The organism is Stenotrophomonas sp. WHRI 8082, from assembly GCF_040223995.2.
Taxonomy (GTDB): Bacteria; Pseudomonadota; Gammaproteobacteria; order Xanthomonadales; family Xanthomonadaceae; genus Stenotrophomonas.
The window spans coordinates 1727571-1750374 of record NZ_CP167826.1 but is presented as its reverse complement, the minus strand read 5'-3'; the positions used below and the strand labels follow the sequence as shown (position 1 = coordinate 1750374).

Annotated in this window: 20 protein-coding genes; 8 read left to right on the top strand and 12 right to left on the bottom strand. The window is 66.1% G+C overall.

Annotated elements, in window-relative coordinates; all coding sequences use genetic code 11:
• Nucleotides 1-5: 5 nt before the first annotated feature.
• Together uvrD and ABRP17_RS07705 are read left to right on the top strand one after the other, a co-directional pair.
• Nucleotides 6-2195 carry a DNA helicase II gene (uvrD, locus tag ABRP17_RS07710; RefSeq protein ID WP_349985336.1) on the top strand — a complete coding sequence of 730 codons (2190 nt, stop codon included), beginning with the start codon at nucleotides 6-8 and terminating at the stop codon, nucleotides 2193-2195.
• A 213-nt stretch (nucleotides 2196-2408) separates the two neighbouring features.
• Nucleotides 2409-5408 carry a hypothetical protein gene (locus ABRP17_RS07705; protein WP_349985335.1) on the top strand — a complete coding sequence of 1000 codons (3000 nt, stop codon included), beginning with the start codon at nucleotides 2409-2411 and terminating at the stop codon, nucleotides 5406-5408.
• A gap of 7 nt (nucleotides 5409-5415) precedes the next feature.
• On the opposite strand, the gene ABRP17_RS07700 is transcribed toward ABRP17_RS07705, so the two are convergent.
• Nucleotides 5416-6129 carry a ThuA domain-containing protein gene (locus ABRP17_RS07700; protein WP_349985334.1) on the bottom strand — a complete coding sequence of 238 codons (714 nt, stop codon included), beginning with the start codon at nucleotides 6127-6129 and terminating at the stop codon, nucleotides 5416-5418.
• A 130-nt stretch (nucleotides 6130-6259) separates the two neighbouring features.
• Between ABRP17_RS07700 and ABRP17_RS07695 the strand changes: the two genes are divergently transcribed.
• The gene (locus tag ABRP17_RS07695) at nucleotides 6260-6706 is read left to right on the top strand and encodes a universal stress protein (RefSeq protein ID WP_188325425.1); all 447 of its coding nucleotides are present in this window, start codon (nucleotides 6260-6262) and stop codon (nucleotides 6704-6706) included.
• 37 nt (nucleotides 6707-6743) lie between these two features.
• Here ABRP17_RS07695 and ABRP17_RS07690 read toward each other — a convergent pair whose 3' ends face one another.
• The 4 genes from ABRP17_RS07690 to ABRP17_RS07675 form a co-directional block, all read right to left on the bottom strand.
• Nucleotides 6744-7634: a type II CAAX endopeptidase family protein gene (locus ABRP17_RS07690; protein ID WP_349985333.1), complete on the bottom strand. Its 891-nt coding sequence runs from the start codon at nucleotides 7632-7634 to the stop codon at nucleotides 6744-6746.
• A gap of 26 nt (nucleotides 7635-7660) precedes the next feature.
• Nucleotides 7661-8152 carry a helix-turn-helix domain-containing protein gene (locus tag ABRP17_RS07685; RefSeq protein WP_349985332.1) on the bottom strand — a complete coding sequence of 164 codons (492 nt, stop codon included), beginning with the start codon at nucleotides 8150-8152 and terminating at the stop codon, nucleotides 7661-7663.
• A 69-nt stretch (nucleotides 8153-8221) separates the two neighbouring features.
• Nucleotides 8222-8464, bottom strand: a complete 243-nt coding sequence (locus ABRP17_RS07680) for a hypothetical protein (protein WP_188325422.1) — start codon at nucleotides 8462-8464, stop codon at nucleotides 8222-8224.
• Between the two features lie 16 nt (nucleotides 8465-8480).
• Nucleotides 8481-8765, bottom strand: a complete 285-nt coding sequence (locus ABRP17_RS07675; RefSeq protein WP_372486980.1) for a DUF2782 domain-containing protein — start codon at nucleotides 8763-8765, stop codon at nucleotides 8481-8483.
• Nucleotides 8766-8865: 100 nt separating this feature from the next.
• Between ABRP17_RS07675 and polA the strand changes: the two genes are divergently transcribed.
• Nucleotides 8866-11640 (top strand): DNA polymerase I, encoded by a 2775-nt coding sequence (gene polA / locus ABRP17_RS07670; protein WP_349985331.1) that lies wholly within the window; start codon nucleotides 8866-8868, stop codon nucleotides 11638-11640.
• A gap of 365 nt (nucleotides 11641-12005) precedes the next feature.
• Here the strand turns inward: polA and hemF are convergent, their stop codons facing one another.
• The 7 genes from hemF to ABRP17_RS07635 all read right to left on the bottom strand — a co-directional run bounded on the left by hemF (nucleotide 12006) and on the right by ABRP17_RS07635 (nucleotide 20411).
• Nucleotides 12006-12902: an oxygen-dependent coproporphyrinogen oxidase gene (gene hemF / locus ABRP17_RS07665; RefSeq protein ID WP_192082326.1), complete on the bottom strand. Its 897-nt coding sequence runs from the start codon at nucleotides 12900-12902 to the stop codon at nucleotides 12006-12008.
• 208 nt (nucleotides 12903-13110) lie between these two features.
• Nucleotides 13111-14394 carry a hypothetical protein gene (locus ABRP17_RS07660; protein ID WP_349985330.1) on the bottom strand — a complete coding sequence of 428 codons (1284 nt, stop codon included), beginning with the start codon at nucleotides 14392-14394 and terminating at the stop codon, nucleotides 13111-13113.
• A 48-nt stretch (nucleotides 14395-14442) separates the two neighbouring features.
• Entirely contained in the window at nucleotides 14443-15003 is a 561-nt protein-coding gene (locus ABRP17_RS07655) for a hypothetical protein (RefSeq protein ID WP_349985329.1), read from the bottom strand.
• 32 nt (nucleotides 15004-15035) lie between these two features.
• On the bottom strand, nucleotides 15036-15455 hold the full coding sequence (locus ABRP17_RS07650) for an NUDIX domain-containing protein (protein ID WP_349985328.1): 420 nt from the start codon (nucleotides 15453-15455) through the stop codon (nucleotides 15036-15038).
• On the bottom strand, nucleotides 15452-17821 hold the full coding sequence (locus ABRP17_RS07645) for a S9 family peptidase (protein WP_349985327.1): 2370 nt from the start codon (nucleotides 17819-17821) through the stop codon (nucleotides 15452-15454). The genes ABRP17_RS07650 and ABRP17_RS07645 overlap by 4 nt, the downstream gene beginning before the upstream one ends.
• A 177-nt stretch (nucleotides 17822-17998) precedes the next feature.
• Nucleotides 17999-19012, bottom strand: coding sequence for a cytochrome d ubiquinol oxidase subunit II (gene cydB / locus ABRP17_RS07640; protein WP_349985326.1), 1014 nt, complete (start codon nucleotides 19010-19012; stop codon nucleotides 17999-18001).
• A 1-nt stretch (nucleotide 19013) separates the two neighbouring features.
• On the bottom strand, nucleotides 19014-20411 hold the full coding sequence (locus ABRP17_RS07635) for a cytochrome ubiquinol oxidase subunit I (RefSeq protein WP_192095687.1): 1398 nt from the start codon (nucleotides 20409-20411) through the stop codon (nucleotides 19014-19016).
• A 328-nt stretch (nucleotides 20412-20739) separates the two neighbouring features.
• Here ABRP17_RS07635 and ABRP17_RS07630 point away from each other — a divergent pair, with 328 nt between their 5' ends.
• From ABRP17_RS07630 to ABRP17_RS07615, 4 genes are read left to right on the top strand one after another with little or no spacing between them, the layout of a single operon-like run.
• Nucleotides 20740-21480 (top strand): beta-ketoacyl synthase chain length factor, encoded by a 741-nt coding sequence (locus ABRP17_RS07630; protein ID WP_349985325.1) that lies wholly within the window; start codon nucleotides 20740-20742, stop codon nucleotides 21478-21480.
• The gene (locus ABRP17_RS07625; RefSeq protein ID WP_349985324.1) at nucleotides 21470-22276 is read left to right on the top strand and encodes a lysophospholipid acyltransferase family protein; all 807 of its coding nucleotides are present in this window, start codon (nucleotides 21470-21472) and stop codon (nucleotides 22274-22276) included. Before ABRP17_RS07630 ends, ABRP17_RS07625 begins: the two co-directional genes overlap by 11 nt.
• On the top strand, nucleotides 22263-22520 hold the full coding sequence (locus ABRP17_RS07620) for a phosphopantetheine-binding protein (protein WP_188325409.1): 258 nt from the start codon (nucleotides 22263-22265) through the stop codon (nucleotides 22518-22520). The genes ABRP17_RS07625 and ABRP17_RS07620 overlap by 14 nt, the downstream gene beginning before the upstream one ends.
• A 17-nt stretch (nucleotides 22521-22537) precedes the next feature.
• Nucleotides 22538-22795: an acyl carrier protein gene (locus tag ABRP17_RS07615; protein WP_188325408.1), complete on the top strand. Its 258-nt coding sequence runs from the start codon at nucleotides 22538-22540 to the stop codon at nucleotides 22793-22795.
• Nucleotides 22796-22804: the final 9 nt, after the last annotated feature.

Here is a 22804-nt window from a genome sequence, read left to right as displayed (position 1 = left end):
GGGGCATGGATGTCTCCCACTTGCTTGATGGCCTGAACCCGGCCCAGCGCGATGCCGTTTCCGCCCCTCCCGGCCACCACCTGGTGCTGGCCGGTGCCGGCTCCGGCAAGACGCGCGTACTGACCCACCGCATTGCGTGGCTGCACGAAGTATTCGCCGTGCCGACCCATGGCATCTTCGCGGTGACCTTCACCAACAAGGCCGCCGGCGAGATGCGGCACCGCATCGACGCGCAGCTGCCCAATGGCAGTCGCGGCGCGTGGATCGGCACCTTCCACGGACTGGCCAACCGCCTGCTGCGCCTGCATTGGGCGGACGCCAAGCTGCCCGATTCCTTCCAGGTGATGGATTCGGATGACCAGCTGCGGCTGGTCAAGCGGGTCGTGCAGGCGCTTGAACTGGATGATGGCAAGTACCCGCCCAAGCAGATCGCCTGGTGGATCAACGAGCAGAAGGACGAGGGCCGGCGGCCGCAGCACATCCAGCCCGAGCCGCATGACGCGTGGCTGGACACCATGCGCCAGGCCTACATTGAGTACCAGGCGCGCTGCGACCGCGCCGGCCTGGTCGACTTCGCCGAGCTGCTGCTGCGCGCCCACGAGCTGCTGCGTGACAACCCGGCCCTGCTGGCCCATTACCGCGCTCGCTTCCGCGAGATACTGGTCGACGAATTCCAGGACACCAACTCCATCCAGTACGCCTTCGTGCGGGTGCTGGCGGGCGACACCGGACATGTCTTCGTGGTCGGTGACGATGACCAGGCGATCTACGGCTGGCGCGGTGCCAAGGTGGAAAACGTGCAGGGGTTCCTGCGTGATTTCCCCGGCGCGCAGACCATCCGCCTGGAGCAGAACTACCGGTCCACCGCCAACATCCTCGGCGCCGCCAACGCGGTCATCGCGCACAACCCGGACCGCATCGGCAAGGAGCTGTGGACCGACAGCGGCGACGGTGACCCGATCGATCTGTACGCGGCCTACAACGAGATGGACGAGGCGCGCTACGTCGTCGAACGCGCACGTCAGTGGGTGCGCGATGGCGGCAGCCACGGCGAAGTGGCGGTGCTCTACCGCAGCAATGCGCAGTCGCGCGCGCTGGAAGAAGTCCTGCTGAGCGAGCAGGTGCCTTACCGCGTTTATGGTGGCATGCGTTTCTTCGAGCGCGCGGAAATCAAGGACGCGTTGTCTTACCTGCGGCTGCTGTCCAATCGCAACGACGACGCAGCGTTCGAGCGCGCGGTCAACACGCCCACGCGCGGCATCGGCGATCGCACCCTCGACGAAGTGCGCCGCGAAGCGCGCGCGCAGGGTATTTCGCTCTGGGAAGCCACCATGCTGGTCACCCAGGGCAGCGCGCTGGCCGGGCGTGCACGCAACGCACTGGCCGGTTTCCTGATGCTGGTCAACGAACTGCAGGCGCAGACCGCAGAGATGACGCTCGCCGAGCGCATCGACCACGTGCTGTCGCGCTCGCTGCTTCGCGAACACTGGAGCAAGGAAAGCCGCAACGCGCTGGATTCCGAGTCCCGCACCGACAACCTCGACGAACTGGTCTCGGTGGCGTCGCGCTTCGTGCGTCGTGCCGATGATGTCGAGGAAGTCGAAGACATGGACGAGCTGGTCGCCTTCCTCGCCTATGCAGCGCTGGAGGCCGGTGAAGGCCAGGCACAGGCCAATGAAGACGGCGTACAGCTGATGACGCTGCACTCGGCTAAGGGGCTGGAATTCCCGCTGGTGTTCCTGGCCGGCATGGAAGATGGCTTGTTCCCGAGTGCGCGCTCGCTGGAAGAAAGCGGGCGCCTGGAAGAAGAGCGTCGGCTTGCCTATGTGGGCATCACCCGCGCACGGCAGAAGCTGGTGCTCTGCTACGCCGAATCACGGCGCATCCATGGCCAGGACAACTACGGTGTGCCGTCGCGGTTCCTGCGCGAGATCCCGCGTGAATTGCTCCATGAAGTGCGGCCGAAGGTGCAGGTGTCGCGGCCTTCTTCGCTGGGCGCCAGCCGCACTGCCGGCCACGGGTCGCTGGACGTGCCGCCGATGAAGCTGGGCACGCTGGTCACGCATCCGAAGTTCGGCGAAGGCATGGTCACTGATTACGAAGGCAGCGGTTCGCACGCGCGCGTGCAGGTGGAATTCGCCGATGTCGGCAGCAAGTGGTTGGTGATGGCGTATGCGAATCTGACGGCGGCATGACACCCGCGTAGCGGCCCGGTGGATTCATTTGATGAATCGAAGGCGGCGTTTGTGAAAGCCGGTGGCGATTCACACCTGCATTGTGTCCCGCCGTAAACGCCGGAACTGTCCATGCTATCGCCCACCCGCGCCGCCGCGGCTGCTCATGCTCCCCACCCGTCTGTGAGACAGGAGCAGGAGCCAACCGCAGGCCCGTCATCGGCTCCCCATCAGGTGGCCAATGCGGCGGCGCTGCCACGAAACGCACCGCCCATCCTCGATCTCACCGGTGCGAAAGCCATCAAGTGGCAGGGCGCCGGTAGTGGAGCGGCGATAAGGATCGAACTCAATCGCGAACAGTGGCGGGTAAAGCAGAGCGATTGCAGTGCGCAGGAAGTAGCGATGGCCAAGCTGTTCCAGCTGACCGGCCTGACTGTGCCGGAAACCGCGCTGGCCAGCCCGCTCAGCACGCAGGCCGGTGCCGCGCCCAGCGTCGCGTCGCGCTTTGAGGAAGCGTTCTATGACCTCGGCACATTTCTCACCACAGAGCACGCGCTGGCACGGGTAAGCAAAAACGATCCGCAAGCCGCGCAGCGTTATTCCGCACTGCAGCTCGCGCATCAGGATGCGACCGCAGCATGTGGCCAGTTGCTTGCACAGGCCAACGTTGCCCAGCCATGGGAGTTGCCCCCTGAGCTGCATGCGGCACATGCCAAATCTGATAAGGCACGCTTCGACGCGCTGGAGCGCATGAACCGTATGCTGCCCACTGCGCTGCGCTGTGAACAGCTGCGTCACTATGTTGCCTCTCGCTGGCTGGCCAACTGGGATCAGCTGAACTACCGGATGGAGAATTTCGGCTACACGATGCGTAATGGTGAGCCAGTGGGAATGAGCCTGGACTTCGGTGCCTGCGGACCGCTGGGTTTCCGCAACCTGCGCACCGGCGTGATGATGCCCAAGGAGGCGAGCAAGGATGTGGCGATCTGCCAGCGACCGCCGTCCCTGTTCCCGATGCCACCTGCCTTCAAGGTCTACGCAGATGAATTCGATGCAATGGACTGTGACCCCGGCCCGCTGCACGACACACTGCGCTGGCCGTACGGTTTCCAGTCTGAAACCATTGCCGAGCTTTTCCGTCCGCCAGCGGACCCCGATTCGGCCGTCTGCGACACCTTGGCTGAGATGGGGTACAGGCTCTCGCTGATTCCCGAAATGGCCATCGGCGCGGTGACCGAAACGTACTGGCAACCACCGGCACAGGCGCGACCCAACGCATGGCCCGATCCTTCAGTACTTACCGTGCTGTTGAGCGAGCGCCGTGACGCGATGCTGAGGCGATTCGACAGTGTGCAGCTGGTGGACTGGGTCCAGGCAGATCCCACACGTGCGCAGCGGGTGAGAAAGGAGATGTCCGAGGCGATGCAGCCCCTGATGCAGACTTCAACGGGATACGACGCAGAACGCATGATCGAGGCCCGACACAAAGCGCTGCTACGCACTGTCGAGCCCTGCGCGGCGCCGACGCTCAACAGCATGCATCGCGAAATACGTTCGTTGCAGGCGTTCCATAATGCGGTGAGCCGATTGGGCGACGGGCTTACTACAGGTGACGACAAGGTGGTCAGCGCAGCCGCCGCCGAGCTCATGTCACCGGATGTGTATCAGTCACTGCTGCAGAGTCTGGATTTTGGGCCTGGCTACCAGCCACATAGCGTCGCTGCGTTCACCGCCAACCAGGACTGGCTGCTGCTGATGCGCAAGCTGGTACAAGAGCGGCGAGTCGATGCGAAGGCGGTGGCTGCGTTGCTGATGACGCCGATAGAGTACGCTGCCTATCCCGCCAGTGTCGGCTTTCATACCGTCGACCGTCCCGAGGTAGGCATGGCCTTCATCCAGTTGCTGGAAGCGCTGATTGAAGTCCCCAACGGCGTGACGCGCGAGGTGATACGCGCTCAGCTGCTGAAAGCCAAGCAGCCCGGGACAGCCAACTACTTTTCGGCGCTGCTGCAGTCCGACGCGGCGCAAGGCTGGATCGACCGCCTCAAGGCTTCGCAGTTGTGGCCGTCATCGGCCGAGGTAAGCGAGCACAGGTCGCTGCACGCAGCCAACATGTTCAAGTTGAGGTCCGGCATGTTCAAGCTGCGAAACGCAGTGCTGGGCAGTGATACGTCCCTTGGCGAGACCAATTTCTCGGTGGTGCGCGCCAAGATGGAGCTTCAGCAGCTTGTCGAGGAAGTAGACCTCGCTTACTGCCCGGCCAAGCAGTTGCTGCTGGAGTCCAAGCTGTTCCGGCAGGACGTTCTCTCTAAAGTCACACTGGTCTCTTATGACGAGTTGAATTCCCTCGATCACGCCGTGACCGACGCGGTTGGAGAGGCATGGAGGGATGCGCTGCGCAAGTATCCGGCGCTACGCGGGGTCCCTGTGCCTGCAAGCTTGTTGGAGCAGCAGCAACAAGAGGCCGCGCGAGGGTATACCGAGCAGATGCAGGCGGACCGTCATGGCCCTGCCTCCACCCGGATCCAGGGTGCGTGGAAGCGCTATGAAGCGCAGGTGCTGGCGCAGCCGCAGATGACCCGCAGTGAGCGGGGCCTGGCGTGGAAACAGTGCATCGAGCAGGCCTCAGATGAGATCGGTTCTATGGTGAGCGGGCGCGAGATTCCCATCGCTCCGCAGGTGGAGACCGCCTCCATCGCATCGCAGGTGCACACACACGCGGCCCGCCAAGCCAGTGAGGCTGCAGCGGTTCAGGCAGCGGAACAGGCCCAAAGCCAAGCGCAGAAACAGGCTGCCGCGCAGGCGAGCCAGCAGGTAAGAGAGTCGGCGAAGTCCCACGCAGCGGAGCAGGCGAAGAAGGCGGTGCCGTCCTTGGTGGCGACTGCCGTGGCGGCGCAGGCGCAGGCAGCGGCGGCCAAGGCTGCGCAGAAACACGCTGCGGACAAAGCGGCACATGAAGCGGCATCACGTGCGGCGCGCGACGCAGTGATAAACAACAGGCAGTTCCAGGACGAAGTGAATACCCGCTTGGCCCTGCTGCGCGCGCCGGACGTGCAGGGCGTCGCGTCCTCGTCGCGACAGACCACCGCGCAGATCGCGCAGCGCCTGACCGCACTGCAGGACGATCGCCTGAACGAGCCACTGGAAGCACGCCTGCGGGCCCTGCGTGACCCACCTGCGGCGGCAGGCGCATCGGCTGGGCGTACTCGCATTGCGCTGCGCGAGATGAAATAGCCAGGCGTCAGCAGCGAGGCGTCATGCCGGTGGCGTACGCCAGACCCCGCCGCAGCAGGGCCTGCACGTTGGCATCGGCGTATACCGCCGCATCGTGGCCGAAGCCGGTGTACCAGCTGCGGCCCTTGCCCATCGCCCGGCACCAGGCGATGGGGTGGTCCTCGCCCATGCTGCCGCCCTCGTAACGGGATTCATCCACCGTCGCCAGCACCTGCACGAAAGGCCGCGGATTGCGGCGGTAGTTGTAGATCTCGTCGGTCAGGGTCCACTGCACGGGTTCGACAGCGTCCCCTTCCAGGATGACGTGTGTCGTCTGCAGGCCAGGTGGATGCTTGTCGAACCAGGCGCCGACCAGTTCGCCATACCAGGGCCAGTCGTACTCGGTGTCAGCGGCCGAATGCAGCCCGAGGTACCCGCCGCCGCCTTCGATGTAGGCCTGCAACGCCGCCTGCTGGGGGGCATCGAGCACATCACCGGTGGTATTGGCGAACACCACCGCCTTGTACGGGGCGAGGGTGGCCGCAGTGAAGATCGTACTGTCTTCGCTGTGGTCGGTACGCAGGTGCTGGTCACTCGCCAGCTGGCGCAGCGTATGCACGGCGACCGGGATCGACTCATGGCGAAATTTGGCGGTGCGGGTGAACACCAGGATCGCGTCGTCGGCTGCGGCCGGCAGCGGCAACAGCACGAGACACAGACACCACAGCAGAGCTCGTCGCATGCGGCCGATCATGCCACGGCCTGCCGGGCAGGCCATGCTGCACTGCACTGACCCAGCTCACGGCGCGGCCTGCACATTATCTGTGCAATGGTGATATTCCCACCTGGCCCATCCCGCAAGGAGTCCCGCCATGTACAAACGCATCCTGATCGCCACCGATGGTTCGGAGCTGGCTGAAAAAGGTCTTATGAAAGGGCTCGAACTGGCCAAGGACCTGTCCGCCGAAGTGGACATCGTGACCGTGTCCGAACCATGGGCCGTCGGCATGTACGACGCCATGGGCTGGAGCGTGGGCTACATGAACAGTCCCGAGTACAAGGCGGATCGCGAAGAAAGCGCGCAGAAGATCCTGCAGCCGGCCGTCGCCAAGGCGGAAGCCTACGGCGTGCGTGCGAACGCCGTGCACGTGCTGGACCGCTACGCCGCCGATGGCGTGATCGATATTGCCGACGAGCGCAGCACCGATCTGATCGTGATGACCTCGCATGGGCGACGCGGCGTGACACGTGTGCTGCTGGGCAGTCAGACGGCCGAGGTACTGGCCCGTAGTTCGGTGCCGGTACTGGTCATCCGTTGATCGTCAGCGGACCGAGGTCCGCCGGCTGACGTCGGTTTTATCGTGCGAAGCGGCCCATCCGCCACGCCCGCCACATGACCAACGCGCCGATGGCAAGGCAGACGGCCAGGCCGGGCAGCGAAGCCTCTGGGCCGAAGGCACCGCCGGTGAGCCATTCCGGCATGCCCGGAACGGCCGTGCTGCGTGCGATCGCCGGGCCCAGTTCGCTGCCCGATACGGCGGCACCGAAGACATAGCCCTGCGTGAAGTTCCAAGCGGCGTGCACGCCGATCGACATCCAGATACGCCCGGTCAGGGCGTAGAAAGCAGCCAGCATGATGCCCGCCTCCAGGGCGATGCAGACCGCAGCAAAGACGGTGGCGTTCGGATTGGGCATGTGGCCGAAGCCGAACAGCGCCGCAGAGACGGCAAAGGCGATCCAAGGTCCAAAGGCGCGCCAGACCAGACGCAGCAGGATGGCGCGCAGCATCAACTCCTCGATGACCCCCGCCTGCAGCGCTTTGCCTGTGGCGATCCAGGCCGGCGCAGGGCCGGTAAACGTGGTGTCGTACAGGCTGCATACGGCCATGATCACCATCACCGCGGCGAACATCGCCGCACCGAGCAGCAGCCCCAGCAGCAGCTCGGGCAGCAACGACCGCAGCGCGAGCTCCGACGGGCGGCGTCCCTCACCGAACCGCACCGCCAAGGCATAGATTCCCAAACCGACCAGCACCGAGCCGACATAGCCCAGCAGTTGCGCTGGCCCGCTTGTCTTCGGCAGCAGGGTACCCAGCAGTTGGCCGGTGGACATCGAACTCATCACCACCAGTACGAACAGCGCCACCACCCAAGCGAGTGCGCGCAACCAGCGGAAGCGGCCGGGCCGCAGTACGCGCTGGTCGCCCAGCTGGATCGGGTGCACGCGGGAACAGAGAGAGGTCGCCATCAGGTACATCCTCCGGTGCGGTTGAGTCAGGGATTTGCGGAAGCGTCGTCCGGCAGCGTCGCCGCGGCGGCCGCGATGCGCTCGCCATAGGGGCGCTGGTGCAGGGCCGTGATGGCTTCGTCGAGCAGCACCGACAACGGCGAAGACAGCTCGGCGTCCAGCTGGGCGGCGGCTGCATTGGTGGCCGCCCATTGGCGCTGCAGCGCCGGGATCATCTTCACTGCCTTGGGCGTCAACGCGACGATACGCTCGCGCGCATCGACTCCGGGCCTCAGGGCCAGCAGGCGGGCCGCGCGCATCTGTGCAACGGTCTGGCTGACGGCCGAATGGCTGATCCCGATCTGCAGCGCCAGCGTTTTGATCGATACCGGGCCCAACCGCATCAGCGCACGCAGCAGCGGGGTGTAGCGGGGCCGCCAATCCAGCCCGGCCGCCACGTAGGCCGACTCCACCTCACCGTCGAGCAGCTCGATCAGATGGCGGATCAGGGTACCGAGGGTGGCGGAGGGCAATGACATGCAGCGAATGTATAAGCACTGTTATATGTCCGCAACAGGACAAAGGTCACGGTCCGTCGCTGCACCGATTCAGTCGCGAAGTTTCAGGGTCTGCGATTCATCCAGGCTGCCGTCACCCTGCAGCACCACATAGCGCTCACCGCTGCGATCGAACAGCACCGGGATGGGTTCGCGGAACAAAGGCCGGCGCACGAAACGCAGCTGCCAGCCGAAATGCTCAAGGGTCTGTACCGCGGCCAGCTGTTCGCCGGTCAGCCCTTGGCGAAGGGCGACCTGGTCGAGGGCAGCGTTGCGGCGGTCGGCGGTACTCATCGCAGGAAAGCAGGCATTACCAGCTGTAGAGCTTCCAGTACACAGGGGACACCCCGTCCTTGGAATTATCCATTCGGCCATCGCCGTTCTGGTCGTACATGTAATACGGCGCGCCACGTGCCGGGGTTACCTTGACCATGCGCAACTGGCCGGACACGCGGTATTCCTCCACCACATCGCCATTGTCCAGCGTGCGCTGGGCAACCTCGGCACCGGCCACGTCGACCGGCGGCATGCCGGCACCGCCGGACGTCGCACAGCCTGCAAGCAGGAGCGCCAGGACCAGCGGGGTGGCAGGCATCATGCGTTTCATGGACGGGACTCCGGGGCCGGACGGGGACGGTGATTATGCCCCACCCGGTGTGGGCGCCGTGCATGCCACGGGCGCGTAGAATCGTCGCATGAGCAGATTAGTCCTTATCGACGGGTCCAGTTACCTGTATCGCGCGTTCCACGCGCTGCCGCCCCTGTCCAATCCGCAGGGTGAACCCACAGGTGCGCTGTTCGGCGTGGTCAACATGCTGCGGTCGACATTGAAAGAGCGCCCCGCGTTCGTGGCGTTCGTGGTCGATGCGCCCGGCAAGACCTTCCGCGACGACCTGTACGACCAGTACAAGGCCAACCGCCCGCCGATGCCCGATGAGCTGCGCAGCCAGATCGAGCCGATGTGCCGGATCGTCGAGGCGCTCGGCATCAGCATCCTGCGCATTCCCGGCGTGGAAGCCGACGATGTGATCGGCACGCTTGCCCTGCAGGGCGTCGCGCGCGATCTGTCGGTGACCATCTCGACCGGCGACAAGGACTTCGCCCAGCTGGTGCGGCCGGGTATCGAACTGGTCAACACCATGACCGGCAGCCGGATGGATTCCGACGCGGCGGTGATGGAAAAGTTCGGCGTACGCGCCGACCAGATCGTCGACCTGCTGGCGTTGATGGGCGACACCGTGGACAACGTGCCGGGCGTGGACAAGTGCGGCCCCAAGACCGCAGCGAAATGGTTGGCCGAGTACCAGCACCTGGACGGCGTGATGGCCGCCGCGACTGGCATGAAGGGCAAGATCGGCGAGAACCTGCGTGCCGCACTGGAGCGACTGCCGCTGAACCGCGAGCTGGTGACCATCCGCACCGACGTCGCCCTGGATGCCGGCCCGCAGGACCTGCCGCTGCGCGAGCGCCATGTTGACGACCTGCGCGAGCTCTACGCACGATACGGTTTCACCCAGGCACTGAAGGAACTGGAAGGCAGCGCGGGTTTGCCGCCTACCGTCAGCGAGGTAGTGCCAAGCCTGCGCGGCACCGCGGCGGGTTTCGCGCGTGGCGCGGGCGAGGAAGCTGCAGTCGCTGACGTGGACCCGTCGCTGTCGGTGCCCGGCGAGTATGAGACCGTGCTCGAACCGCAGCAGCTGCAGGCCTGGGTGGAGCGGCTGCAGCAGGCGGAGCTGATCAGTTTCGATACCGAAACCGATGCGCTGGATGCCATGCGCGCGCGGCTGGTGGGCATCAGCCTGGCCGTGGAGCCGGGCAAGGCGGCCTACATCCCGCTTGGTCATGACTACCCTGGCGCGCCGGCGCAGTTGCCGATGCAGCAGGTGCTCGATGCGCTGCGTCCGGCGCTGGAAGACGCAAAGAAGAAGAAGCTGGGCCAGCACGGCAAGTACGACCTGCATGTGCTGCGTCGCCACGGCATCGCGGTGCAGGGCTACCACGACGACACCATGCTGGAGAGTTTCGTACTGAACTCCACGGCCACCCGCCACGACATGGATTCGCTGGCCCAGCGCTACCTGGGCTACACGACGATCAAGTTCGAAGACGTGGCCGGCAAGGGCGCCAAGCAGATTTCGTTCTCGCAGGTGGGGATCGACGAAGCCAGCCGCTACGCTGCAGAGGACGCGGACGTGACCTTGCGCCTGCACCACGCGCTGCGCCCGCAGCTGGCGGCGGTGCCGAGCCTGGACGAGGTGTATCGCGACATCGAGATGCCGCTGGTACCGGTGCTGACCCGCATCGAGGCCCATGGCGTGCAAGTGGACATGGCGGAGCTGCGGCGACAGAGCCAGGACCTGTCCACGCGCATGCTGGCCGCCCAGCAGAAGGCCACCGAGCTGGCCGGCCGCAGCTTCAACCTGGATTCGCCCAAGCAGCTGCAGGCGGTGTTGTTCGACGAGCTGAAGCTGCCTGCGCTGGTGAAGACGCCCAAGGGCCAGCCGAGCACCAACGAAGAGGCACTGGAAGCGATCGCCGAGCAGCATGAACTGCCGCGGGTGATCCTGGAGTACCGCGGGCTGGCCAAGCTGCGCAGCACCTACACCGACAAGCTGCCGGAAATGATCAACGCCGATACCGGCCGCGTACACACCAGCTATCACCAGTCAGGCGCCGCCACGGGCCGCCTGTCGTCATCCGACCCGAACCTGCAGAACATCCCGATCCGCACGGAAGACGGCCGCCGTATCCGCCGCGCGTTCATCGCGCCGGAGGGCAAGCTGTTGTTGGCGGCCGACTATTCGCAGATCGAACTGCGGATCATGGCGCACCTGTCTGGCGATCCCGGTCTGGTGGGGGCATTCGAACAGGGCGCGGACGTGCACCGCGCCACCGCGGCAGAAGTGTTCGGCCGTTCCCTGGAGGAGGTCACCAGCAACGAGCGACGTGCGGCGAAGGCGATCAACTTCGGCCTGATGTATGGCATGAGCGCCTTCGGATTGGCGCGCAACCTGGGCATCGACCGCGGGCAGGCGCAGGACTACGTGGCGCTGTACTTCAGCCGCTACCCCGGCGTGCGCGATTTCATGGAGAGGATGCGGCAACAGGCGCGTGAGCAGGGCTACGTGGAAACCCTGTTCGGCCGACGCCTGTACCTGAACGACATCAACGCACGCAACCAAGGGCTGCGGGCAGGCGCGGAACGTGCCGCCATCAATGCGCCGATGCAGGGCACGGCGGCGGACATCATCAAAAAGGCGATGGTGAAGGTGGATACCTGGCTTCGCGATTCGTCCGCGCCGGCGAAGATGATCCTGCAGGTGCACGATGAACTCGTCTTCGAATGCGAGGCGGGCTACATCGACGAGCTGCGTACCGAGGTCGTCAAACACATGTCGCAAGCAGCTCAGTTGCGGGTTCCGCTGGTGGTCGACACGGGCCATGGACTCAACTGGGACGAGGCGCATTGAAGCCTGAATACGTCTGCTGCGGCGACAGTCTGACTAAACGATGAATATTGCACGGGGCAGCAAAGGCTAAATGGGCCGCCTTCACGATTCATCAATGTTCGTAGTGCTTTTATAGCCATCAACAGGCGCAACGCCTGTTGTGGATCTCTCCCATCCCCTGGAGAAGATCTTGGAACGGGGGCTCCTCCCCAAGCACCCGTTCCCCGGCCCCGTTGACCTCCCCCTGGTCAGCGGGGCTTTTTATTTCCAGATCCGGTACGCAGCGCCGACTGATGGCGCCGACCGGTAGAGCCGACTTCAGTCGGCTGGCTTCGGCTGTCGTCCCCTCGCCATCACCCGCTACAGCCGCGCTACCGCCCCCTGCCTCACACCCAGTCGCGCGGCACCAGGTAATCCGCCAGCCGCGCCTCGGCACTGCCGGCCTCCGGCTCGAACCCGTACTCCCAGCGTACGCGCGGCGGCAGGCTCATTAGGATGCTTTCGCTGCGGCCACCGCTCTGCAGCCCGAACAGCGTGCCGCGGTCGTAGACCAGGTTGAACTCCACGTAGCGGCCCCGGCGGTACAGCTGGAACTCGCGCTCGCGCTCGCCATGCACGGTGTCCTTGCGGCGCTGCACGATCGGCAGGTAGGCATCGAGGAAGCCATCACCGACCGCACGCAGGTAATCGAAGTCCCGCTCGAAGTCGCCGTGCAGGTCATCGAAGAACAGGCCGCCGACGCCACGTGTCTCGTTGCGGTGGCGCAGGAAGAAGTATTCATCGCACCAGCGCTTGTGCGCGGGATACCGCTCCGGCCCGAAGGGCGCGCACAGGTCGCGGGCGGTGCCGTGCCAGTGCTGCACGTCTTCGTCGAAGGGGTAGAACGGCGTCAGGTCGAAGCCGCCGCCGAACCAGCTGGCTACCGTCTCACCATCGCGCTGCGCCTGGAAGAAGCGCACGTTGGCGTGGGTGGTCGGCACCATGGGGTTGAGCGGATGGAACACCAGCGACACGCCAGTGGCCCGCCAGGTGGCGCCCGCCAGCTCCGGACGGTTGGCTGATGCGGAAGGCGGCAGGCGGCTGCCGGCCACGTCGGAAAAGCCGATGCCGGCCTGCTCGAACACCGCGCCATCGCGCAGGATACGGGTGCGGCCACCGCCCCCCTCGGCGCGCTGCCACTGGTCTTCCTGGAATCGAGCCTGGCCGTCGGCGCCCTCGATGGCGGCGCAGATGCGGTCCTGCAGGTCGGTGAGGTAGGCGCGTACACGGTCGAATTCGTTCATGCCGTGCAGTTTAGCCGGTGCCCGTCACCCGCTGCAGGCCGGCATCCTGACGGTAGCGCCGAGCCGCGCTCGGCGGAGTGGCGCAGGCCCCCGCGGTGCCCGACGCAGGCCCGCATCCTGACGGTAGCGCCGAGCCATGCTCGGCGGAGTGGCTCAGGCCCCGCGGTGCCCGACGCAGGCACTACCGACCTGCATCGCCGCAGGCGGCTTACCGCTTATGGTTGCGGGTGCGCGCAGGCGCCTCAGGTTCGGCTACGTCGTCGGCTGCTTCCTGCAGCATCCTGCCCATCGCGATCATGTCCCAGTTGGTCGTGGCCAGGACGTCGCAGGCCACGGCCGTGCCGCTGCCATCCGCCTTGCACAGGTGCTCCAGGGCCGCCCGCGCGTCCACCTCGGCACTGCTGTCCTGCGCGCTGACCAGGTTCTCGCAGCCTTCGCGCACACCGGCACGGCATACCGTCTGGTAGTGCGTGGCGGCCTGCGGCCACTGCTCGTCCAGCGCCAGCTGGTTCCCCAGCACGTTGCAGCCCTGCAGCCGCCCCGCTGCGCAGCACGCCTCCGCCGCGCCCTCAGCGGTCGCACCAGGGCAATCCTGCGGCAGCGGCACGGCCTTGAACACCACGGCCGGGCTGCACTGCGCAGCACCGCCGACGCGGCGGTAGACCCGCATCTGCGTCCAATCGTCCATGCCGACCAGATGCCCACCGGCCAACACCTTGAACACGAAGTCGCCGCCCTTGTCGTGGCGGATCCGGATCGCGCCGTCTTCCAACCGTGCCCGGGCATGGTCACCGAGGCCGAACCCCACCAGCCCGCCATCGCCGAACTCCAGCGTGTCCAGCATGCCGCCTTCGCTGCGGTACTCGCCGCAGGGGACCGCAGTAGCAGGCAGCGGCCGCGGCGCGGTGCCCAGTGACTGCAGCGGTGCGTGCAGTTCACAGGCGCTTTCGTCGCCACTCGCGCAGCCGGCTTTCAGCGCGACTAGCGCCGTGTCGTAGCTGCCGGCCGTCCACTGCGCCTGCCCGACCTCGCGGCAGAACTCCCCTTCCGGGTGCGCCAGGCAAAGCTGCTGCAGTGTCTGCCGGCGTGCAGCCGGCAGTACGATCTGCCGCTGGTCGAAGATGCCGACAAGGGCCATTCCCATCGCCTTGGACAGGGCCGCCTTCGCAGCCTCCTCGCACGCCTGCTCATCGAAGGCAGGATCCGCTTCCTTGCACACAGCGGGTTCCTGCAGCACCGGGTCATCATTCTGCGGGCGCGTGTCGGCACTGCGCGCCTCACTGGTCCACTCGCGCAGCAGCCCGCTGCACGCGGCCATCGTGCCCTGCTCGCACCAGCGCTGCAGTTGCGGTGCTTCGGCGGTGTACAGCTGGTTACCGCAGGTGGCGTCGTCATACACCGCGCAGTCCTGCGCAACGACGCTGCCCGTGGCGGCCAGCAGGGCAAAGGGGAGCAACGCGCGCAGCAGGCGCACAGGCGTCTTCAGTGACATGGGGGACTCCAGGAAAAAACAGAAAAGGAAACGGCAACAGCAACGGCGTCAGTAGCGCGAGCGGATATCCGGACGCATCAATCGCCACGCCAGCCAGCCCTGCAGCACGGCGAACAGCACGCAGCTGCCGAGCACGGTGAAGGTGAACAGCAGGCGCTGGGCCTGCAGCTCTTCGACAACTGGCGCGTCACCCAGCTTCATGATCAACGCGGCCGCCACGCGGTCAAGCCACCACGCCACGCCGATATTGCCGAGGCCGGTGATGACCAGCAGCCAGACGTAACTGATCAGTCCCCATCGGGTGCCTTTGTAAAGGCCCCAGCTGGAGACCAGCGAAGGCACGCACACGGCGCCCATCAGCAGGCTGGTCAACACGGGGTGGGCCAGCATCCAGCGCAGGCTGCGTGGCCAGTCATGTTCGGTCGCGGCGTCCACCAGCAGCTGCCACGGATGGCTGGCACCCAGCGGCCAGGCCAGCAGCGCCTGGAACAGGAACCACAGCACCATCGCCGCGCAGACCAGCAACGTGGTCAGGGCCAGCGGACGCACGAAATCCGTGCGCGGCGGCGTCATGCGGGGAGCGCCGAGGGTGGGAGGAGCTGATGACATCCGGTGTCCTTGCGGCAGGCGCGCGCTGGAAATCAGCGCGTGGCGAAGAGGGTACGTGCGGCGGGCAGGATATGGCCTTCGCTCAGTGCTGCCAAGCACACCCCGTGGGGTGGGTGCAGGGGAATCCAGATCAGCTCGGCGATCTCGGCCTGTGCGAGGGGCACGCCCTCCACACGGACCCACCAGACGTCGGCCTGTACACGCTGTCCGGGCTCGTTGACTGCCCACTCACTGAACTGGCCCAGCGCGATCGCAGAGTCGGCGAGCAGCTGCACGCCAAGTTCCTCGCGCAGTTCACGCGCCAGCGTCTGCAGCGGCGTCTCTCCCGGCTCCGGTTTTCCACCGGGCTGCATGAAGGCGGTGGCGCCGTGCTTGCGCACCACCAGCACGTTGCCACGCCCATCATCGATCACCGCGGCGACGATCCGTATCGTCGCCGCGGCAGGGGTCACTTCACGTTCTCGTTGAACAGCTTGAGGATGCGCTTGTACTGGTCCAGCCACGAGTCGGCGCGGGTGTAGCCGTGGCGTTCGAGCGGATACGGTGCGATGGACCAGTTGTCCTTGTGCAGTTCGATCAGGCGCTGGCTCAGGTTCACCGAATCCTGGAAGAACACGTTGTCATCCATCATGCCGTGGCCGATCAACAGGTGGTCCTGCAGGTTCTGCGCATATTCGATGGGCGAGGAAACGCGGTAGGCCTCGGGGTCGATGTCCGGCGTATTGAGGATGTTGGCGGTGTACGCGTGGTTGTAGTTGTGCCAATCCACCACCGGGCGCAGCGCGGCACCGGCCTTGAACGTCCCCGGCGAACGGAACAGCGCCATGAAGGTCATGAAGCCGCCGTACGAACCGCCGTAGATGCCGGCGCGATCGCGGTCGCCCTGCTGCGTGTCCACCAGCCAATCCAGCCCATCCTTGTAATCTTCCAGTTCCGGGTGGCCCATGTTGCGGTAGATCGCCGTACGCCAGTCGCGGCCGTAGCCTTCGCTGCCGCGGTAATCCATGTCCAGCACGATGTAGCCCTGCTGCACCAGCAGGTTATGGAACATCTGCTCACGGAAATAGGCGGGGTAGCGCTGGTGCACGTTCTGCAGGTAGCCGGCACCGTGCACGAACATCACGATCGGATACTTCTTGCCGGGCTCCTTGTTCTGCGGCTCGTAGTACTTCGCCCAGACCACGCCGGCACCGTGCTGGGACGGCACCGCCACCAGCTTCGGCTGGATCCACTCCCGTGCCTTGAACTCGGCGCTGCGGGTATCGGTCAGTACGCGCGGCTGGCCACCGCCGGCCGGCACCACGGCCAGCTGCGCAGGCAGGTAGGCCGCGGAGTAACGCACCAGCAGCTGCTGGCCATCCGGCGACACCGTGAAGTCTTCCACGCCGTTGAGGCTGGTCAGCTCGCGCACCTGGCGGCTGGCCACGTCCACGCTGCACACTTCGTAATCGTGCGGGGCCTGCTGGTTGCACAGGAAGTAGAACCCCTTGCCATCGGCGGACAGCGTCGGCGCGGAGGTCTCCCACTTGCCGCTGGTCAGTGCCTGCGGCTTGCCGTTGCCGGTCTGGGTGTACAGGTGCGAGAAACCGGATGCTTCGGACAGCAGCCACAGCGTGCGGCCATCGGCCATCCAGCCGAAATCATTGAAGCCCCAGTTGATCCACGCCTCATCGGTCAGCCGGTCACGGGTCTGCAGGCGGCCATCGGCAGCGGCCAGGCTGATGATCCAGCGGTCCTTGTTGTCGTTGGCGCGCAGCATGATCGCAACCTGCTGGCCATCCGCGCTCCAGCGGATGCCGCCACCCATGAAGTCGCTCATCACCTCCAGCGCACGGTTGCCCTTCAGCGCGTCCTTGCCCGCCTTCTTGCGCAGCGCAGCCAGCGGGTCGGTGCCGATGCCGGGGAGTGCATCCAGCGACACTTTTTCCACCTTGCCGCTACGCGCATCGACACGCCAGAGCGTATGCGGTTCCGGATCGTTGCGGCCGACGCGGGTGCGGGTGTCTTCGGTTTCCTCGTAACCGGATTCGGTCACGTACAGCGGCATCTTGCTGGTGCGGCCTTCCTCGAAATCCTTCGGCTTGGTCACCACCAGCAGGTGCACCAGGTCCGGCGACAGCACGCTGTCGACGATCTCCACGTCGGCCCCGAGGAACACCGGGCCCGGCGCGCGGGTGTTGTCCGCTTCGCGCCAACGCTGGTCCTGTTCTTTCAGGGCTTCGCGCTGTTCGCGGTCGCGACGCAGGGTTTCCAGCGTACGCAGTTGCTGCTCGCGCAGGGTATCGGCCTTGGGGGGATCGGACGGATTTTTCTCTGCCTTCAGGCTGGCCACCTGGGCGACGCCGCTGGCGGCGGTCCAGTGGAACCAGTTCTGCCCGGTGCGCCAGATCACGCCGCCATCGACGGCGAAGTCGACGCCGGCGGCACGCTCGTTGCCACGGGTCAGCTGGGTCAGCGCACCACTGCGCAGGTCACGGACGAACACATCGCCGTTGCGCACGAACGCCATGCGCGTGCGTCGGCTGTCGTAGATCGGGTTGGCGACGTCGAGGGTGCCGCGCTGGTCGTCGGCGACCTGCGTGGCCACGCCACCGGCAAGCGGCTGGCGGAAGGTGTCGCGGACCGCGCTGCCCTTGCGCTTAAGCTGGTATTCCACCTGCTGGCTGTTCCACGACCACCATGCCCGCTCGACCGGTGGTCCGATCCAGTCCGGATCGGCCATGGCCTGTTCGATGGTGATCGGGGTGGGCGCGGCGTACGCCGCCGGCGCAGCGAGTGCGGCGGACAACAACAGGGAAAGAGGCAGCACTCGGAACATGGGCGGACGGCACCAAGGATGGAAAACCGGCCAAGGGTAGCAGCCCGCTTCCCGCGGCGGCTGGCCCACAGGTCATGCCACCGCGGCAGGCAAAGCCTTCCTGCCGCCGGCACGGTAACGCCGAGCCATGCTCGGCGAGCGCGCCGCGCGGCCTGTGCCCGGCGTTGCGATGCCGGGTCAGTGGTAACCCGCGCCTGCTTCCACCTTGCCGCGGAACACGCGATACGACCACGCGGTGTACCCCAGAATCACCGGCAACAACACCACCAACCCGACCAGGCTGAAGCCCAACGACGAGGCGGGGGCGGCCGCATCCCACAGGGTCATCGTCGGCGGCAGCAGGTAGGGCCACATGCCCAGCACCAGCCCGGCAAAGCCGAGCACGAACAGCGCCATGCTGAGCAGGAAGGGCGGCAGGTCCCGCTTTGGATGGATGGCGCTGCGCCATAGTGCAAAGGCGACCCCGAGCGTCAGCAGCGGTACGGGGGACAGCCACCAGAAATTGCCGTCACTGAACCACCGTGCCATCAGGCGCGACTGCAGGAACGGAAGCCAGCAGCTGACCACGCCCATGGCCACGATCACGGCCACCACCAAGGGCCGCGTCATCTTGCGTGCCAGTGCCTGCACCGGGCCGTTGGTCTTCAACAGCAGCCAGGTACTGCCCAGCAGCGCGTACCCGGCGATCAAGGCGACGCCGGTGACCAGCGCGAACGGGCTCAACCAGCCGAACGCGCCGCCCTGGTAGACACCATCGACGATATCCAGTCCCTGCACCAAGGCCCCCAGGATCACGCCCTGCGCGAAGGCGGCCAGCACCGAGCCGACGGCAAACGCCACGCTCCACAGGCGCCGTGAACGGTGCGCCTTGAAGCGGAACTCGAACGCCACGCCGCGGAATACCAGCGCCATCACCAGCAGCAGCACCGGCAGGTACAACGCCGACAGCAGCGCAGAATAGGCCTTCGGGAACGCCGCCAGCAGACCCGCGCCGCCCAGCACCAGCCACGTTTCGTTGCCGTCCCAGATCGGCGCGGCGGTGTTCATCATCTGGTCGAGCTCGTCCTCGCTGTGGGCGAACGGGGCCAGGATGCCGATGCCCAGCACGAAGCCGTCCAGCAACACGTACATCAGCACGCCGAAGCCGATCACCGCGAACCATGCCACCGGCAGCCAGGTTGTCATCTCCATCTCAGCGCTCCTCAAGCGGTTCATCGGCGGCCGACAGCGGCCGCGCCGGGGTATGGCTGCCACCATCAAGCGCCGGCCCGTCCTCGTACGGCCTGGGCCCTTGGCGCAGGATCTTCACCAGGTACCAGATGCCCCAGCCGAACACGAAGGCGTAGCCCACGATGTACACGCCCAGCGACAGCGCGGTCATCCACGCACTCTGTGGTCCCACCGCATCGGCAGTGCGCAGCAGCCCGTAGACCACCCATGGCTGGCGCCCCATTTCAGTGACGAACCACCCCGACACCAGTGCGATGAAGCCGGCCGGCAGCATCCAGTTCCAGCCCCGCAGCAGCCACGCAGACTGCAGCAGCTTGCCGCGCCACAGCGCGATGGCCGACAACCATGCCAGCACCAGCATCAGCGTGCCCAGCCCGACCATGATGCGGAACGCAAAGAACACCGGCGTCACCGGCGGTCGCTCGCTGGCCGGGACCGACGTCAGGGGCTCGAAGGTGCCGTCCAGCGAATGGGTCAGGATGACGCTGCCCATTCGCGGTATCGCCACCTCGAAATCGTTGCGTTCTTCCTTTTCGTTGGGCAGCGCGAACACCACCAGCGGCACGCCTTCGCCTTCCGCGCTCGGGTGCCAGTGCGCTTCCATGGCGGCGATCTTCATCGGCTGGTGTTTGAGCGTGTTGAGGCCGTGCATGTCGCCGACGAAGATCTGCGCAGGCACGGTGATCGCCGCGAAAATCACGGCGGCCACCAGCATGCGGCGGCCTTCCTCGACGTGCTTGCCACGCCGCAGGTACCAGGCACCGATGCCGCCGATCACGAAGCAGGTAGTGATGAACGAGCCCAGCGCCATGTGTGCGAGGCGGTAGGGGAATGAAGGATTGAACACCACCTGCCACCAGTCGCTGGGGTGCACGATGCCATTGACGATTTCATAGCCGGCCGGGGTGTGCAGCCAGCTGTTGGACGCCAGGATCCAGAACGTGGACACCAGCGTGCCCAGCGCCACCATGCAGGTGGAAAAGAAATGCAGGCGGGGAGATACACGACCCCAGCCGAACATCATCACCCCCAGGAAGCTGGCCTCGAGGAAGAAGGCGGTCAGCACTTCGTAGGTCAGCAGCGGACCGATCACCGAGCCGGCGAACTGGGTCAGCCGCGGCCAGTTGGTGCCGAACTGGAAGGCCATGACGATGCCGCTGACCACGCCCATGCCGAAGGAAACGGCGAAGATCTTCTGCCAGAAGAAATAAAGTTCGCGCCAGATCGGATCGCGCGTGCGCAGCCAGCGCCACTCGATGAAGGCCAGCCAGCTGGCCGTGCCGATGGTGAAGGCGGGGAACAGCACGTGGAAACTGACCACGAATCCGAACTGGAAACGGGACAACAACAATGCGTCCAAGTGACGCCTCCTGCCGGGCGCGGGTGGGGATACCGGACCAGTCTGGGTGGGTTTCCGTTAAGAAGGGATGCGACCCGATGACGCTGTGCTTCACTTTGACGCAGGGGGCAGGCGTCGCCATCGGCCTGCCTTCTTGCCGCTGCGCTCGCCGAGCATGGCTCGGCGCTAACGGGGGCCAGCATCGCCGCGCATGCCGAAGGAGGGGTGGCGCGGAGCCACGCTCGGCGAGCGCAGCGGTGCCGGAACCCGTCCGATCCGAGCCCCAGCCACCGTCTGCAGACAGCGGGCGTGCTAGCGTGCGCGGCTCCGTGTGACTGCCGCTTCCGCAATGATCGAGTTTTCCGTCGTCGACTGGGCCGCCTGGGCCCCGGGCCTGACTACCCGTAGTGACTGGCAGGCCTGGGCGCGGGCGCCATGGCCGCCGGAAGGCGAGGGCACGCCGGGTCTCTCCGAAGTGCCCGCCATGCAGCGGCGGCGAATCGAGCGCCTGGGGCGGATGGCGATCCAGGCCGCGTGCTGGTGTGAGCCGGAACAGGGCGCGGACAGTACGGTGCCGTTGATCTTCGCCAGCCGCCACGGTGACGTGGAGCGGTCGATGGAGCTGCTGCGCTCGCTGGTCGCCGATGAGGCCCTGTCGCCCACCACCTTTGGTCTCTCGGTACACAACGCCATCGGTGCGCTGTATTCGATCACCCGCGGTCACCGCGGCAACAATCTGGCATTGGCCGCCGGCAAGGCGACGGTCGAAGCCGCTTGCCTGGAAGCCGTTGGCCTGCTGGCCGACGGTGCGGCAGAGGTGCGCATCATTGCCTACGACCCCCCGTTGCCTGAGCTGTATGCCGAGTTCATCGACGAGCCGGCGCCTTACTACGCCTGGTGCTGGCGGATCGCTGCGGCGTCGCCGGAGGGCACCCGACTGCGGCTGGCATGGCGGGGCGATACCGCCCAGGACGATCCGCCCGGCCCGCTGCCGCACGCGCTGGACCTGCATCGTTTCCTGCTGTCCGGCAAGCGCCACGATGAACGGGTGATCGATGGCCAGCGCTGGAGCTGGCAGCGTGTCGGCTGATCCCGGATCCGGCCCGTTGGGCCGGGCGTGGCGGACCCTGGCCACCGGCTTCAGCTTCGCCCTGTTCGGCGTCGGTGGACTGATCGCCGGCATCCTGGTCGCGCCGGCCTTGCTGGTGCTGGTGCATCCCCCGGCACGTCGGCGCCGACTGGCCCGCACATGGGTGCAGCGCAGTTTCGCGCTGCACGTGGCGATCATGCGCGGCCTCGGCGTGATGACCTTCGAGGTCACCGGCGCCCACCGCTTGCAGCGCAAGGGCCTGCTGGTGCTCGCCAACCACCCCACCCTGATCGACGTGGTACTGCTGGTGGCGCTGCTGCCGGACGCGGACTGCGTGGTCAAACGGGCGGTGGCGCGCAACCCGTTCATGCGCGGGACGGTCAGGGCCGCCGGTTACATCGTCAACGATGACGGGCCCGCCCTGGTGCAGGCCGGCATTGATGCCGTACGGGAGGGGGGCTGCCTGGTGATCTTCCCGGAAGGCACCCGCAGCACGCCGGGCCACCCCCTGCAGCTGCGCCGCGGGGCGGCCAACATCGCCGTGCGTGGCGGCCTGGACATCACCCCGGTACGGATCAGCTGTACCCCGCCGACGCTGGAAAAGGGAGGGAAATGGTATCGTGTGCCCCCGCGTCGCTTCCATGTCTCGCTGGAGGTCGGTGAGGACATTCCGATCGGTACGTTTGTCGACGACGTCGCTGTGGCAGGAGGGGAATCCCTGGCCGCGCGCCGCGTCACCGACCATCTCACCCGTTACTTCCAACCCTGTGGAGAGCTGCCCCGTGCAGGAACTTGAGCACGAGATCAAGGAGCTGATCATTTCCGCGTTGTCGCTGGAAGACATCTCCGCCAACGACATCGATACGACCGCGCCGCTGTTCGGCGAAGGCCTCGGCCTGGATTCGATCGATGCACTGGAACTGGGCCTGGCCCTGCAGAAGCAGTACGGCGTCAGCCTGTCTGCCGACTCCGAAGAAACCCGCCGCCATTTCGGCAGCGTGCAGGCGCTTGCCGCCTTCGTCGCCAGCAGCCGCGCGTGACCTTCTCTGGTATCGCCATGACCAAGACCGAACTGTTCGACCACATCGCCCAGCTGCTGACCGCCGGGTTCGAGATCGAGCCGGCGCTCATCGTGCCGGGCGCCCGCCTGCATGAAGACCTGGACATCGACAGCATCGACGCGGTGGACCTGATCGTGCAGCTGAAGCCACTGCTTGGCCGCAACCTGCAGCCCGATGCCTTCAAGGCCGTGCGCACCGTGCAGGACGTGGTCGATGTCGTTCATGGCCTGCTGCCCGACCAGGCCGCTGCCTGACCGCGCGCT